Here is a 13128-nt window from a genome sequence, read left to right as displayed (position 1 = left end):
GCGGCAAGTTTGCGATCAATCAAAGAAAGTGCCGATTTATGTACATCTTCATCGACACCCGTCCGGGCTGCTCTTAACCTTGTCACTCCACGACTCGGTCGAAGCGGCAACCCCGTGCGAAAGCATGTGCAGTCTTCCCTCTTTGGCCATCGGCTGTCGTCCTGATTTCTGGCTTGTAGTAAGAGGCAAGTGCGACCATGCAACTGACACGATTTACCGACTACGCCCTGCGTACCCTGACTTTCCTGGCGATCCAGCCCGGTGATCGCTTGTCGACCATCACGGAAGTGGCCGACACCTTCGCCATCTCCCGCAACCACGTGGTCAAGATAGTGCACCAGCTCGGCATCAAGGGTTACATCGAGACGGTGCGCGGCAAGCATGGGGGTATCCGGCTCGGTCGTTCCGCCGTCTCCATCAACCTGCGGGATGTGGTGATGGACATGGAACACGTTCTCTGCCCGGTGGACTGCAAGCGCGAGAACTGCCGCCTCTCCGGCGGCTGCCGTATCCAGGGCATTCTGCGCCGTGCCATGAACGCCTTCCTCGAGGTGCTGGGGGAGTACACCCTGGCCGATGCGGTGCGGGACCCGACCCGGCTCTGCCACCTGCTTGGCATCGAGCAGGACAATATCCTGACCATGGCCTGAGGGCGATGGCAGAACAAAGGGGCCTGATGGCCCCTTTTTGCTGTCTGCATAAATCTGGCTTGGAAATCGGTTCAGGGCTGGGGGACAAGCGTGATGGCGCCGTGCAGGCAGGCAAGGCCGCAGGCACCGCAGCCATCGCAGGCCGCCATGTTGACGCTGACCCCGCCGTTGCTGACCTTGATCGCCTGCAGGGGGCAGGCATCCTCGCACAACAGGCAATAGAAGCCCTGACGGGCCTGACAGCTCGCCTCTATCCTGACCCGGGTCTGCACCTGGCGGCCGAGGCGCAGGTCCAGCGCCCCGGTGGGACAGGCTCTGGCACAGCTGCCGCAATAGCTGCACTGGCCGCAGGCGAGATCCAGCACCGGGGTGCCGGCGACGGGGCTGCCAGCGTACTCGGGCCGGTCGGCGGGCTTGAGCAGGCCGTTGGGGCAGGCCTGGAAGCACGCCCCGCAGCGCTTGCACAGGGTGAGGAACTGGGACTCTTCGATGGCCCAGGGCGGGCGCGCCTCATGGCAAACCACCTTGGGTCTGCGGGGGCCTCTCAATGCGTGTGCCAGCCAGCGACAGAAAAAATGAGTCATGCTCACCCCTATACCTATTAGGGGTTAATTTTATCCAGTTTTCACCGGGCAAGCCAGAGAATAGCTCGGGGCAGGATCGCAAGCCGGGTTGCCCTTGTGTAAGCTAGGCGGATCTTTTTGCGGGATGAATGAACTCATGTGGCTATTTCTGTGGCGTGCTTCTCTGCTCTATGTCTTCCCCCTGCTGATGTGGGCTTACTGCCATCTCAAGGGTATCGAGTTCAGCGAACTCGATACCGGGGTCAACAGCCACAAGTGGGTGGTGCTGGCGGCCTATCTGATCTACGTGCTGCTCTGGTTGCTGCTCAACCGCTACCTCGAACTCTTCCTGCGCCAGCGGGGGCGTCGATGATGTGCCGGGTCGCAGCGCCGAGCGTGCCAGTGGTGTTCTCCCATACCTTGTCCAGACGGGGTGACCGATGAGCCCGCTGCTGACCTGGTGGCCCGCCGTGCTGGCGGCCCTGCTCGCCCTGCTGCTTGGCTGGCTGGCGGGGCGCCGCAGTGCCCGGGAAGAGGCCCTGCTCCTCGAAGAGCGTCATCAGGTGCTGCAGGATCGCTGTGACGAGCTGCAGGACGAGAAGATGCTGGCCCAGCAGAAGCTGGAGCAGCAGCAGACCCTCTTGCTCAAGCTCACCGCCCGTCTCAAGGATGCCGAAGCCACCTTGCGCAGCGAGCGCCTCGCCAGTGCTGAGAAGTTGCAGCTGCAGCAGCAGGCGGAGGCGCGCCTCAGCCAGCAGTTCGAAAACCTGGCCAACCGCATCTTCGAGCAAAACTCAGGTAACTTCCGCGAACTGAATCAAAACAGCCTGGATCTGCTGCTAACCCCGCTCAAGGAGCAGATCGAGGGCTTCCGCCGTCAGGTGGGAGAGACCCACGCCCAGGAGACGGCCCAGCGCCACAACCTCAAGTTCGAGCTGGAGCGCCTCGCCGAGCTCAACGCCCGCATGACGGAAGAGGCGGCGGCCCTGACCCGCGCCCTCAAGGGGGACAGCAAGCAGCAGGGCAACTGGGGCGAGGTGGTGCTGGCCCGGATCCTCTCCGAGTGCGGCCTGCGGGAGGGTCACGAGTACCACACCCAGGTCAACATCGAGGTGGACAAGGGCAAGCGCTATCAGCCCGATGTCATCGTTCACCTGCCCCAGGACAAGGACATCATCATCGACGCCAAGGTGTCGCTGACCGCCTATGAGCGCTGGTACAACGCGGACGACGAGCTGGAGAAGGCGGTGGCGATCAAGGAGCACGTCGCCTCGGTGCGCAACCACATTCGCGAGCTGGGCCGCAAGGATTACCAGCAGCTGCCCGGGGTGCGTACTCTGGACTATGTGCTGATGTTCGTGGCGGTGGAGCCCGCCTTCCTCACCGCCCTGGAGGCGGATCCCTCCCTGGTGCGCTACGGGCTGGATCACAACATTCTGCTGGTGAGCCCCACCAACCTGATGGTGGCGCTGCGCACCATAGAGAATCTGTGGCGCTACGAGCGGCAGAACCAGAACTCGCGCCAGATCGCGGAGCGGGCGGGCCGCCTCTACGAGAAGCTGCGGCTGTTCGTGGAGGAGATGCAGCAGATGGGGGGCAGCCTGCACAAGGCGCAGGAGAGCTACGACAAGGCGATGGGGCGGCTGGTCAATGGCCGCGGCAACCTGATCGCCCAGGCCGAGCGATTTCGCGAGCTGGGGGTGGAGGTCACCAAACCCCTGCCGGAGTCTCTGGTCGACAGGGCGCTTGAGCGGGAGGAGTCGGCCGAATGAGGCGCTCGCTCACTTGGATGACGACAGCAGAAAGGGCAGCCAGTGGCTGCCCTTTCTGCGTCTGCGCCCCTGTGGACGGCGGCTCATTGCTTCCAGAAGGAGGGGAAGAAGAGCACCGCCACGGTCAGGATCTCGAGCCGTCCCAGCAGCATGCCGAACGACAGGATCCACTTGGCGGAATCCGGCAGGCTCGCAAAGTTGGTGCTGGGGCCGATGACCGGCCCCATGCCCGGGCCCACGTTGGCCACGGCGGTGATGGAGCCCGAGATGGCGGTCAGGGGATCCAGGCCGATGGCGGCCAGCAGGGCGGCGATCAGCAGGATGATGGCGAAGTAGACCAGCACGAAGGAGATCAGGGAGCGGATGATGGCGTCGTTCACCGGGCGGCCGTTGTACTTCTGCGGGAAGACGCCGGAGGGATGCATCAACTGGCGCATCTGCTTCTTGAACAGGGCGAAGGCCACCTGTACCCGGAAGATCTTGAGGCCGCCGGAGGTGGAGCCAGAGCAGGCACCGAGCGCCAGCAGGATCATGAAGATGATGCTGGTGAGCGGCCCCCAGGTGCCAAAATCGCCGAGGCCGAAGCCGGTGGTGGTGAGCACGGAGACGATGTTGAAAGTGCTGATGCGCAGGGCGTCCATGAAGCCGTAAATATCTCTGACCCACAGATAGAAGGTCACCACCACGGTCACCCAGACTATCAGCCAGAAGAAGCCCTGTACCTGGGCATCCCGCAACAGGCTGTTGTCACGTCGGGAGAGGGCCTGTACATAGAGCAGGAACGGCAGGCCGCCAAGAAACATGAAGAGGGTGCCTATCCAGTGTGCCGCGTTGGAGAAATGGGACATGGACTGATCCGAGGTGGAGTAGCCGCCGGTGCTGAGGGTGGTCATCGAGTGGTTGACCGCCTCGAACAGGGTCATGCCGCTTACCCAGTAGGCCAGGAAACAGAGCATGGAGAGCACCAGATAGACCAGCACTATGTTGTTGGCCACCGTCTTGGCGCGTGGGGCGCTCTTGTCGGACCAATCCGAGCTCTCGGTCTGGAACAGCTTCATGCCCCCCACGTTGAGGTAGGGCAACACCGCCACCGCCATCACGATAAAGCCGACGCCCCCCAACCATTGCAAGATGGAGCGCCACAGCAGGATGCTATGGGCCATGTTGTCCAGCCCGGAAAGCACGGTGGAGCCCGTGGTGGTCACCCCCGACATGGTTTCGAAGTAGGCGTCGGCAAACCCGATGTGGGTGATGAAGACGAACGGCAGGGCGCCGAAGACGCAGGCCACCACCCAGACCGAGGTGGTGAGCAGGAACATCTCCCGCACCCCGAGGTGGAACTCCTCCTTGCGCCCGTAGTGCAGGCAGAGCAGGGCGGCGCCGTGGGTGATGAGCACCGACTTGAGAAATTCGACGAAGCCTTCCGAGCCGGTCAGCAGGGCCAGCAGGGTGGGCAGCCACATGAAGAGGGCCAGCTTGGAGAGCACCAGCCCGAGGGTGAAGACGATGGGACGCAGCTTGATCATGCAAGATAACCTGGTCGTTGATTAAAAAAAGACCCGGACCTTGCCTGCAGGAAGGAGCCGGGTCTGGATGCCGTTGCCTGGTACATGGCCGGCTTACAGGAAGAAGGGACTGGGTTGGAACAGGCGCTCCACTTCCGGGATGTACTTCTTGTCCACCAGGAACATGACCACATGGTCATCCTGCTGAATTTTGGTGCGATCGTGCGCGATCAGCACCTCGTCACCCCGGACCACGGCGCCTATGGTGGTGCCGGGCGGCAGCTTGAGCTCGCCCACCGTCTTGCCCACCACCTTGGAGGTGTTCTCGTCCCCGTGGGCGATGGCCTCGATGGCTTCGGCCGCACCGCGGCGCAGGCTGTAGACGTTGGCGATGTCGGCCCGGCGCACATGGGTCAGCAGGGCCGAGATGGTGGCCTGCTGGGGGGAGATGGCGATGTCGATGGAGCCACCCTGCACCAGATCCACATAGGCGCCACGCTGGATCAGCACCATTGTCTTCTTGGCACCCATCTTCTTGGCGAGCAGGGCCGACATGATGTTGGCCTCGTCCTCGTTGGTGACCGCGATGAAGACGTCGATCTGTTCGATGTGCTCCTCCGCCAGCAGCTCCTGATCCGCCGCATCACCACAGAAGACGATGGTGTGCTCCAGATTCTCGGAGAGCTGCTCCGCCCGCTTCTGGTTGCGTTCGATGAGCTTGACGCTGTAACGCTTCTCCAGCTGGCGGGCGAGGCCGGCGCCAATGTTGCCGCCCCCGACGATCATGATGCGCCGATAGGGACTCTCGAGGCGTTGCAGCTCCGACATCACGGCGCGGATGTGGCCCGCCGCCGCCACGAAGAAGACCTCGTCGTCCGCCTCTATGATGGTGGTGCCCTGGGGACGGATGGAACGACCCTGGCGGAAGATGGCGGCGACCCGGGTCTCGATGTTGGGCATGTGATCCCGCAAGGTGGAGAGGGCGTTGCCCACCAGGGGGCCGCCGTAGTAGGCCTTGACCGCCACCAGACCCACCTTGCCGCCGGCGAAGTCCACCACCTGCAGGGCGCCGGGATACTCGATGAGACGGCGCACATAGTCCGTCACCAGCTGCTCGGGGGCAATCAGGTGATCCACGGGCACGGATTCTGGCAGGAACAGGCGATCCCTCTCCACCAGGTAGGCCGGGGAGCGAATACGCGCCACCTTGTTCGGGGTGTTGAACAGGGAGTAGGCCACCTGGCAGGCGACCATGTTGGTCTCGTCACTGTTGGTGACCGCGACCAGCATGTCTGCATCCTGGGCACCCGCCTCGCGCAGCACCCTGGGGTGGGCGCCGTGGCCATTCACCACCCGCAGATCGAACTTGTCCTGCAACTCCCGCAAGCGATCACTGTCGGTGTCGACGATGGTGATGTCGTTGTTCTCGCCGGCGAGGTTCTCGGCCAGGGTGCCACCTACCTGACCTGCGCCCAGAATGATGATCTTCATATGGACATCGTACTCAAGGTTGTTGCTTCGAAATGAGGCGGCCCGTCACCGGGCCTACCATCCGCCTGTTCGGCCTACAGCTTGATGAGCTTGGCATAGTAGAAGCCATCCATCTCCGCCTCACCGGGCAGGAACTGGCGGCCAGGACTGGCCGGGGTGTCCGCTGCATGCAGTGGCACCAGGCGGGCATCCGTGGTATCGGCCAGGAAGGCGCGGATCTGCTCCCGGTTCTCTTCCGGCAGCACGGAACAGGTGGCGTAGAGCAGGGTGCCACCGCTTTTCAGCTTGCCCCAGAGTGCGTTCAGGATACGGCGCTGCAGTTCGGCCAGTTCACGGATGTCCTGGTCCCGGCGCAGCCACTTGATGTCAGGGTGGCGACGGATGACGCCGGTGGCGGAGCAGGGGGCATCCAGCAGGATGCGGTCGAACTGCCCCTGTGGCCACCACAGATCCGGCGTGCTGGCATCCCCGTGGATCACCTGGGCATGGAGGCCGATGCGATCCAGGTTTTCCTGCACCCGCTTGAGGCGCTGCTCGTCGGCATCCACCGCGACGACGCCAGCCAGCTTGGGTTGGCGCTCCAGCAGGTGGGCCGTCTTGCCACCGGGGGCAGCGCAGGCATCCAGCACCCATTCCCCCGGCTGGGGGTCGAGCAGGCGGGCGGCCTGCTGGGCAGCGCCGTCCTGCACGGAGCAGTCGCCCTGTTCGAAGCCGGGCAGTTTGGTCACGTCGCAGGGGCGTTCCAGCAGGATGCAGTCTTCCCCCTCTTCACCGGCAGAGGCCGGGATACCCGCCTCGCTCATGCGGGCCAGCATGGCCTCGCGGCTCTGGCGCTGGCCGTTGTTGCGGATCCACATGGGGGGACGCTGATTGTTGGCCTCCATGATGAATTCCCAGTTGTCGGGATAGGCCTGACGCAACCGCTTGGTGAGCCACTCCGGGTGGCCGAGGCGGATGCTGGGCACGCGGTCGATGCGCAGCAGTATGACTTCGGCGCTGCGCTGGAAGTTGCGCAGCACCCCGTTGATGAGGCCGCGCAGGGAGGAACCCTTGAGCAGCTTGACGGCGTTGACGGTCTCGGCCACCGCGGCGTGAGCCGGGATGCGGGTGTAGATGAGCTGATAGAGACCGACCAGGATCAGGTAGTGGAAGATGCGGCTCTTGTTCTTGAGCGGCTTGTCCATCATCTCGCCGACAGCGGCATCGAGACGGGGCAGCCAGCGCAGGGTACCGTAGCAGAGTTCTTGCAGGAGGGCGCGATCGCGGGGCGCGACTTTCTCCTGGGCAGCAGGCAGAACGGCGGAGAGGGATTGGCCCTGATCCAGCACCTGTTGAATGACGAGAGCAGCCTGTGCGCGTGTTTTCATAGCGTTACCTTAGATGCACAAGTCGGGGCATGAGCCCCGCCTGTGTCAATTCAATCCAGATCAAAGCAGTTGCGTGCCGGCTTCAAACCAGTCGCGGCGAGAGTTGAGCAGATCCGTGACGGACATGGCCTTCTTGCCGGGGGGCTGCAGGGTCAGCAGGCGCAGCACACCCTTGCCGGTGGCCACGTCAATCCCCTGCCTGTCGGCCTTGAGCAGGGTGCCGGCCGCCTGGCTGTGCTCCTGTGCGACGACCTCGGCCTGCCACACCTTGACGGTCTGGCCGGCGACCTCGAACCAGCTGATGGGCCAGGGGTTGAAGGCGCGGATGCAGCGCTCGATGGCGGCAGCGTCCATGGACCAGTCGATGCGCGCCTCTTCCTTGGAGAGCTTCTCGGCGTAGTTGGCCAGGGTGTCGTCCTGCGGCTCGGCGGCGGTGTTGCCGGCGGCCATGGCATTGAGGGTGTCGACCAGTGCCTGGGGGCCCAGACCGGCCAGCTTGTCATAGAGGCTGGCTGAGGTTTCATTGGCCGCAATGGGGCAGGTCACCTTGCGGATCATGGCGCCGGTGTCCAGTCCCACGTCCATCTGCATGATGGTGACGCCGGTCTCGGCATCGCCCGCCCAGATGGAGCGCTGGATGGGGGCCGCGCCGCGCCAGCGCGGCAACAGGGAGCCGTGCACGTTGATGCAGCCCAGACGCGGGGTGTCGAGCACCACCTTGGGCAGGATCAGGCCGTAGGCCACCACGACCATCAGATCTGCGCCCAGTGACGCCAGTTCAGCCTGTGCCTCTTCGTTACGCAGGGAGGCTGGCTGATAGACCGGCAGTTCGTGGGCCAGCGCAAGCTCCTTGACCGGGCTGGCGGTGAGCTTCTGGCCACGGCCGGCGGGCTTGTCGGGCTGGGTGTAAACGGCGACGACCTCGTGGTCGGAAGACAACAACGCCGCCAGGTGACGGGCGGCGAAGTCGGGGGTACCGGCAAAAATCAGTTTCAGCTTGTTCAATGGGACAGATCCTCAGAGGACTTTGCGATCTTCACGGGCCATCTTTTCCAGCTTCTGACGAATGCGCTGGCGCTTGAGGGGGGACAAGTAATCCACAAACAGCTTGCCGACCAGATGATCCATCTCATGTTGTATGCAGATGGCGAGCAGATCGTCCGCTTCCAGCTCGAAGGTGTTGCCGTGGCGATCTTGCGCCCTGACCTTGACCCACTCGGCGCGCGGCACCAGAGCCCGGTTGCCGGGCACGGAGAGGCAACCCTCTTCGATGCCGGTACTGCCGGACTGCTCCAGGATCTCCGGGTTGATCAACACCAGCTGATCTTCACGGTTTTCAGAGACATCGATGACGATGATACGCTGATGAATGTCGACCTGAGTCGCGGCCAGGCCTATGCCTTCCTCCGCGTACATGGTTTCGAACATATCATCTACAATGTGTTGTAACTCGGGTGTAAAGGCCTCGACAGGGGCCGCGACTGTGCGCAGGCGTTCATCGGGGAAACGCAATACATCTAGAATGGCCATAATTTTTTCTTTAGTTTCATATAAACGCAGTCAATATTGACGTAATTCTAGTCATTTACGCCGACAAAAAACAGCAACACTTTGCGTGCAGAAGTAACAGGGAGTGTTATGTATCTGAAGCAAATCGTCGTCGCCTGCCTGGCGACAGCCCTGGCCGGTGGCGCCATGGCACAGCAGTTGACCCTGAAATCCGGTTATCCCGAGGCCTATGTGGTCCAGAAGGGAGATACCCTCTGGGATATCTCGGGTCAGTATCTCGCCGAACCCTGGCTCTGGCCACGCCTCTGGAACATCAATCCCCAGATTGCCAATCCACACTGGATTTACCCCGGTGACGTGCTGCATCTGAGCTGGGTCAACGGTGAGCCACGCCTCGGCAAGGCCAGCCAGGGGGGCAAGCAGGTCATCCACCTCTCGCCCAAGAACCGGTACGAGAACAAGGCCAATCCGATCCCGACCCTGCCTATAAGCGAGATAGGCCCCTTCTTGCAGACCGATCATATTCTGGCCAACAGCCAGCAGAGCAAGGATCTCCCCTATGTGCTTGGCAACAACGACAAACACATAGGCATGCTGGAGGGTGACACCCTCTACGTGAAGGGTTCCCTGACCCCCGGTCAGAGCTACGGCGTCTATCGCCCCGGCGTGGCATACAAGGACAAGCACACTGGCGAGCTGCTCGGTCAGGAGGCTGTCTTCGTCGGCACAGTGCGGGCGGAGGAGCGCCTGGACAACGACAGCACGCGCGTCACATTGACCCACAACAGGCGCGAGGTGTACCAGGGGGACAAGGTGATGCCGCTGCCGTCACAAGAGAGTCTCTCTGCCGTGTTCATGCCCAAGGCGGCGCCATCCATCTCGCCCGGGTATGTGATCGAGTTGCCGAGCAAGGTACACGGGGGAGGCAAGTTTGACGTCGTGCTGATAAATAAGGGGCAGCGCGATCAGGTTGCACCTGGCGATGTGCTCGAGATCCAGCGTCCAGGCGCAGGGTTGGTGGACAAGAATGGCAAGACGTCATATCGGGAATATGCATCCGTCTATGACAAGGCATTCTACTCTTCGGGCAAGTCGACCCTGCCTGCCGAGGCTGTTGCCAGGGTCATGCTGTTCAAGGTGTATGACAAGTTGAGCTATGGCCTCATCCTGCAGAGTCAGGATCTGGTCGGTTCTGGTTATCAGGTCAGTAACTTCTGACGTGCCCGTCCCTCTCGAACGGCTGTCACGGTGGCTGACGCTGGATGCGATCACCGGCGTTGGTCCGGTGACCGCGGCCCGTCTGCTCGCACATGCCGATGGCAATATCGACACCCTCTTTGAGTGTGATGACGGTCAGTTGCAGGCCCTGGGCCTGCTCCCGACCCAGATCAGTCAGCTGAGGCACCCTTCCCTCGTGGTGGAGCAAGGGCTGCACTGGGCAGGTGAGCCTAACAACGTCCTGCTGTGTCCGGATGATCCTGCCTATCCTGCGCTGCTCAAAGAGATCCCCGCCGCTCCGTTGCTGCTCTACTGCCGCGGGAATATCCCATCCCTCGCCTTGCCACAACTGGCGATGGTGGGTACCCGTCACCCCACTTATGCAGGCAAGGACAACGCGGCACGTCTGTGTGCCGAGCTGGTTGAATGCGGTCTGGCGATCACTTCGGGGTTGGCGCTGGGTATCGATGGCGTCTGCCATCAGCAGGCGATGGCATCGGGGGGCGTGACCCTGGCGGTGCTGGGCTCCGGGCTCGACTGCCTCTACCCAAGGCGCCATCAGGGGCTGGCGATGCAGATCCTCGAGCAGGGCGGTCTGCTCCTGTCCGAGCTGGCACCGGAAAAGGGGCCGCTGGCCGAACACTTTCCCCGCCGCAACCGCATCATCAGCGGTTTGTCGTTGGGGACGCTGGTGGTGGAGGCGGCCGAGCAAAGCGGTTCGCTCATCACGGCTCGTTACGCACTGGAACAGGGGCGCGAGGTCTTTGCCGTGCCCGGTGCTCCGCAGAATACCCAGGCTGCCGGATGTAACCGCCTGCTTCAGCAGGGTGCCAAGCTGGTCTTGAATGCGGCCGATGTGCTGGAGGAGTTGCCTGCTCTGGTGTCGGCCATGGGAGGAAGGGGAATTGCTTCCGTGGCATTGCATAATGGCGAATTGCCTTATGCCGATTTGTTGGATAACGTAGATTATGAAGCCACGAGCGTGGATACCGTTGCCGAGCGGGCTCAGCTTCCTGTCGAAGTCGTGTCGGGCAGGTTGGTTGAGCTGGAGCTGATCGGCGCAGTGATGGCGGTAGCCGGTGGATACGTCAAAGCGAGGAGGGCGAATCATGTTTGATGTATTGATGTACCTTTTCGAGACCTACATCCACAGCGATGCAGATGTGATGGTCGAGCAGGATGAACTCACCGACGAACTGAGCCGGGCCGGTTTCAATCAGGACGAAATCGAGAAGGCGCTCAACTGGCTGGAGCGGCTGGCCAATCTGCATGACAGCGAGCGGGAAGTGTACGTCACCGCCAGCGCGCAAGGGTCGATGCGGATCTACGCCCCGCAGGAACTGGCTCGCCTCAGTACCGAGTGCCGCGGTTTCCTGCTTTTCCTGGAACAGGCCCAGGTACTCAATGCCGAAACCCGCGAGATCTGCATCGAGCGTCTGCTCGAGCTGGACAAGCCGGACATCGAACTGGATGACCTGAAGTGGGTCGTCATGATGGTCCTGTTCAACGTGCCGGGCAGCGAGAATGCTTACCAGCAGATGGAAGAGCTGGTGTTTGACGAGTCAGACGGCGTCATTCACTGACAGTCCCGTGCCGCGCTGGTAGAATTCAGGCCATCTGGATTTCAAGGCGCGGCCCATGTCAAAGATCGATCATCACCTCTTTTCTGCCCACGAACACGCATTCGAGCGCGAACCGTGCCCGCAGTGTGGTGCCGATCTGGTGATCCGCCAGGGCAAGCACGGTCCTTTTCTGGGCTGCTCGGCCTATCCCGCCTGCGACTATATCCGCTCCCTCACCACCTCCGGTCGCGACATCGAGAAAGTACTCGACGGTTCGGCCTGCCCGGATTGTGGTCATCCTCTGGCGATCAAGAAGGGGCGCTACGGCCTCTTTGTGGGGTGTACCCAGTACCCGGCCTGTCAGCACATCGAATCGCTGCAGGAGAGTGACGACACCCAGATCCTCTGCCCCGAGTGCGGCAAGGGGCACCTTGTCAGCCGCACTTCGCGCTACGGCAAGCAATTCTACTCCTGTGATGCCTACCCCCATTGCAAGTATGTGGTGAACGACAAGCCGGTTCCCATGCCTTGCCCCGAGTGTGGCTGGGGCATCATGGTGGAGAAGAAAGTGAGGGGGAGCCTGCGCTGGGTCTGCCCGCAAAAGAAATGCTGCCATCAGATTGAGCGGGTATAATCCTGCCGCCATGATGCCGGTGGCTAACCGAGAGATTTCCTCTCGCCATGCTCCATATGGAGCACGTCGTATCAGTGGGTCGGCGTTCGATTGTTTCATGATGCGGCTACACAGCTGATATGTAGCATGGCCTGATGCCATGGGCCGCACATCAGGTTTCCATGAGGCCTGCATGTGTAAGATGATGGCCCTGAGGGCTGCCATGGCGGTTCAACCAACAACCCAGTGATGAGAGGCGACAGCTCGGCTGTCGCATTTTTTATGTCAAACGAATTTGAACAAGCCGTCATCGCCCTTGAAGGTGAAGGGGTGATTGCCTATGCCACTGAGGCCGTGTTTGGTCTGGGGTGTGATCCGGATTCCGAAACTGCGGTGCAGCGCCTGTTGGCCATCAAGCAGCGACCTGTTGAGAAGGGACTGATCCTGATCGCGGCCGAGCTGGCGCAGTTGCAGGATTACATCGATCTGAGCCAGCTCAGCGATGAGCAACTGGCGCGAGTCGAAGCCAGCTGGCCAGGCCCTTTCACCTGGATCATGCCGGCCCGCCCGACGACACCGTCCTGGCTGACCGGTCAGTTCGATACCCTGGCGGTGCGTGTCACGGCTCATCCTCAGGTGCAGGCCCTGTGCCGTGCCTTTGGGAAGCCGCTGGTCTCCACCAGTGCCAACCTGACCGGCGAAGAGCCTGCGCGTCGGGTTGCCGATATCGGTGAACTGCTGGCGAGCCAGCTGGCCTATATCCTGCCCGGCGAGGTGGGGAGCCAGGCCAATCCGTCGGAGATCAAGGACGCCCGTACCGGCGCCATCATTCGCCCCTCCTGAGCGGAGGCGGGATCCCGCGTAGCACTCGGGCGACA

Annotated in this window: 14 protein-coding genes; 8 read left to right on the top strand and 6 right to left on the bottom strand. The window is 62.2% G+C overall.

Translation table 11 applies throughout. From position 1 onward, the window contains the following. The first annotated feature begins 197 nt into the window (after positions 1-197). Complete coding sequence (locus J9885_RS14600) at positions 198-650, top strand: Rrf2 family transcriptional regulator (protein WP_005326180.1); 453 nt, start codon at positions 198-200, stop codon at positions 648-650. Positions 651-721: 71 nt separating this feature from the next. On the opposite strand, the gene J9885_RS14595 is transcribed toward J9885_RS14600, so the two are convergent. Then, the gene (locus J9885_RS14595; protein ID WP_182935653.1) at positions 722-1234 is read right to left on the bottom strand and encodes a ferredoxin-type protein NapF; all 513 of its coding nucleotides are present in this window, start codon (positions 1232-1234) and stop codon (positions 722-724) included. 136 nt (positions 1235-1370) lie between these two features. Here J9885_RS14595 and J9885_RS14590 point away from each other — a divergent pair, with 136 nt between their 5' ends. After that, a complete protein-coding gene (locus J9885_RS14590) occupies positions 1371-1586 on the top strand; it encodes a hypothetical protein (RefSeq protein WP_043763441.1) in 216 nt (71 codons plus the stop codon). A gap of 67 nt (positions 1587-1653) precedes the next feature. Further along, positions 1654-2985: a DNA recombination protein RmuC gene (gene rmuC, locus J9885_RS14585; RefSeq protein WP_210549881.1), complete on the top strand. Its 1332-nt coding sequence runs from the start codon at positions 1654-1656 to the stop codon at positions 2983-2985. Positions 2986-3068: 83 nt separating this feature from the next. Here rmuC and J9885_RS14580 read toward each other — a convergent pair whose 3' ends face one another. From J9885_RS14580 to def, 5 genes are all read right to left on the bottom strand, one after another. Next, positions 3069-4511 (bottom strand): TrkH family potassium uptake protein, encoded by a 1443-nt coding sequence (locus J9885_RS14580; protein ID WP_210549880.1) that lies wholly within the window; start codon positions 4509-4511, stop codon positions 3069-3071. A 93-nt stretch (positions 4512-4604) separates the two neighbouring features. Then, positions 4605-5981: a Trk system potassium transporter TrkA gene (gene trkA / locus J9885_RS14575; RefSeq protein WP_210549879.1), complete on the bottom strand. Its 1377-nt coding sequence runs from the start codon at positions 5979-5981 to the stop codon at positions 4605-4607. Positions 5982-6055: 74 nt separating this feature from the next. Further along, entirely contained in the window at positions 6056-7348 is a 1293-nt protein-coding gene (rsmB, locus tag J9885_RS14570) for a 16S rRNA (cytosine(967)-C(5))-methyltransferase RsmB (protein WP_210549878.1), read from the bottom strand. A gap of 60 nt (positions 7349-7408) precedes the next feature. Continuing rightward, a complete protein-coding gene (fmt, locus tag J9885_RS14565) occupies positions 7409-8353 on the bottom strand; it encodes a methionyl-tRNA formyltransferase (protein WP_210549877.1) in 945 nt (314 codons plus the stop codon). A gap of 12 nt (positions 8354-8365) precedes the next feature. Beyond that, positions 8366-8878 carry a peptide deformylase gene (gene def / locus J9885_RS14560; protein WP_042078370.1) on the bottom strand — a complete coding sequence of 171 codons (513 nt, stop codon included), beginning with the start codon at positions 8876-8878 and terminating at the stop codon, positions 8366-8368. A 108-nt stretch (positions 8879-8986) separates the two neighbouring features. On the opposite strand from def, the gene J9885_RS14555 reads away from it, so the two are divergent. The 5 genes from J9885_RS14555 (at position 8987) to J9885_RS14535 (ending at position 13093) form a co-directional block, all read left to right on the top strand. Continuing rightward, on the top strand, positions 8987-10075 hold the full coding sequence (locus tag J9885_RS14555) for a LysM peptidoglycan-binding domain-containing protein (protein ID WP_210549876.1): 1089 nt from the start codon (positions 8987-8989) through the stop codon (positions 10073-10075). 1 nt (position 10076) lies between these two features. Beyond that, positions 10077-11192, top strand: coding sequence for a DNA-processing protein DprA (dprA, locus tag J9885_RS14550; protein WP_210549875.1), 1116 nt, complete (start codon positions 10077-10079; stop codon positions 11190-11192). Continuing rightward, positions 11185-11658 (top strand): DUF494 family protein, encoded by a 474-nt coding sequence (locus J9885_RS14545; protein ID WP_025325340.1) that lies wholly within the window; start codon positions 11185-11187, stop codon positions 11656-11658. Before dprA ends, J9885_RS14545 begins: the two co-directional genes overlap by 8 nt. 55 nt (positions 11659-11713) lie before the next feature. Beyond that, positions 11714-12271 (top strand): topoisomerase DNA-binding C4 zinc finger domain-containing protein, encoded by a 558-nt coding sequence (locus J9885_RS14540; RefSeq protein ID WP_210549874.1) that lies wholly within the window; start codon positions 11714-11716, stop codon positions 12269-12271. Between the two features lie 261 nt (positions 12272-12532). Then, positions 12533-13093, top strand: coding sequence for a Sua5/YciO/YrdC/YwlC family protein (locus J9885_RS14535; protein ID WP_210549873.1), 561 nt, complete (start codon positions 12533-12535; stop codon positions 13091-13093). Positions 13094-13128: the final 35 nt, after the last annotated feature.

This window comes from Aeromonas sp. SrichE-2G, assembly GCF_017939565.1.
Lineage (GTDB): Bacteria > Pseudomonadota > Gammaproteobacteria > Enterobacterales > Aeromonadaceae > Aeromonas > Aeromonas taiwanensis.
Note: the sequence above shows the minus strand (reverse complement) of the source record. Positions and strands in the feature narration are given on the sequence as shown.

Bases quoted from the DNA above. Each gene is read 5' to 3' on its own strand.
- J9885_RS14540 (WP_210549874.1), top strand. From the start codon at position 11,714: ATGTCAAAGATCGATCATCACCTCTTTTCTGCCCACGAACACGCATTC.
- rsmB (WP_210549878.1), bottom strand. From the start codon at position 7,348: ATGAAAACACGCGCACAGGCTGCTCTCGTCATTCAACAGGTGCTGGAT.
- J9885_RS14555 (WP_210549876.1), top strand. From the start codon at position 8,987: ATGTATCTGAAGCAAATCGTCGTCGCCTGCCTGGCGACAGCCCTGGCC.
- trkA (WP_210549879.1), bottom strand. From the start codon at position 5,981: ATGAAGATCATCATTCTGGGCGCAGGTCAGGTAGGTGGCACCCTGGCC.
- def (WP_042078370.1), bottom strand. From the start codon at position 8,878: ATGGCCATTCTAGATGTATTGCGTTTCCCCGATGAACGCCTGCGCACA.
- J9885_RS14580 (WP_210549880.1), bottom strand. From the start codon at position 4,511: ATGATCAAGCTGCGTCCCATCGTCTTCACCCTCGGGCTGGTGCTCTCC.
- rmuC (WP_210549881.1), top strand. From the start codon at position 1,654: ATGAGCCCGCTGCTGACCTGGTGGCCCGCCGTGCTGGCGGCCCTGCTC.
- J9885_RS14535 (WP_210549873.1), top strand. From the start codon at position 12,533: ATGTCAAACGAATTTGAACAAGCCGTCATCGCCCTTGAAGGTGAAGGG.
- J9885_RS14590 (WP_043763441.1), top strand. From the start codon at position 1,371: ATGTGGCTATTTCTGTGGCGTGCTTCTCTGCTCTATGTCTTCCCCCTG.
- J9885_RS14545 (WP_025325340.1), top strand. From the start codon at position 11,185: ATGTTTGATGTATTGATGTACCTTTTCGAGACCTACATCCACAGCGAT.
- J9885_RS14600 (WP_005326180.1), top strand. From the start codon at position 198: ATGCAACTGACACGATTTACCGACTACGCCCTGCGTACCCTGACTTTC.
- J9885_RS14595 (WP_182935653.1), bottom strand. From the start codon at position 1,234: ATGACTCATTTTTTCTGTCGCTGGCTGGCACACGCATTGAGAGGCCCC.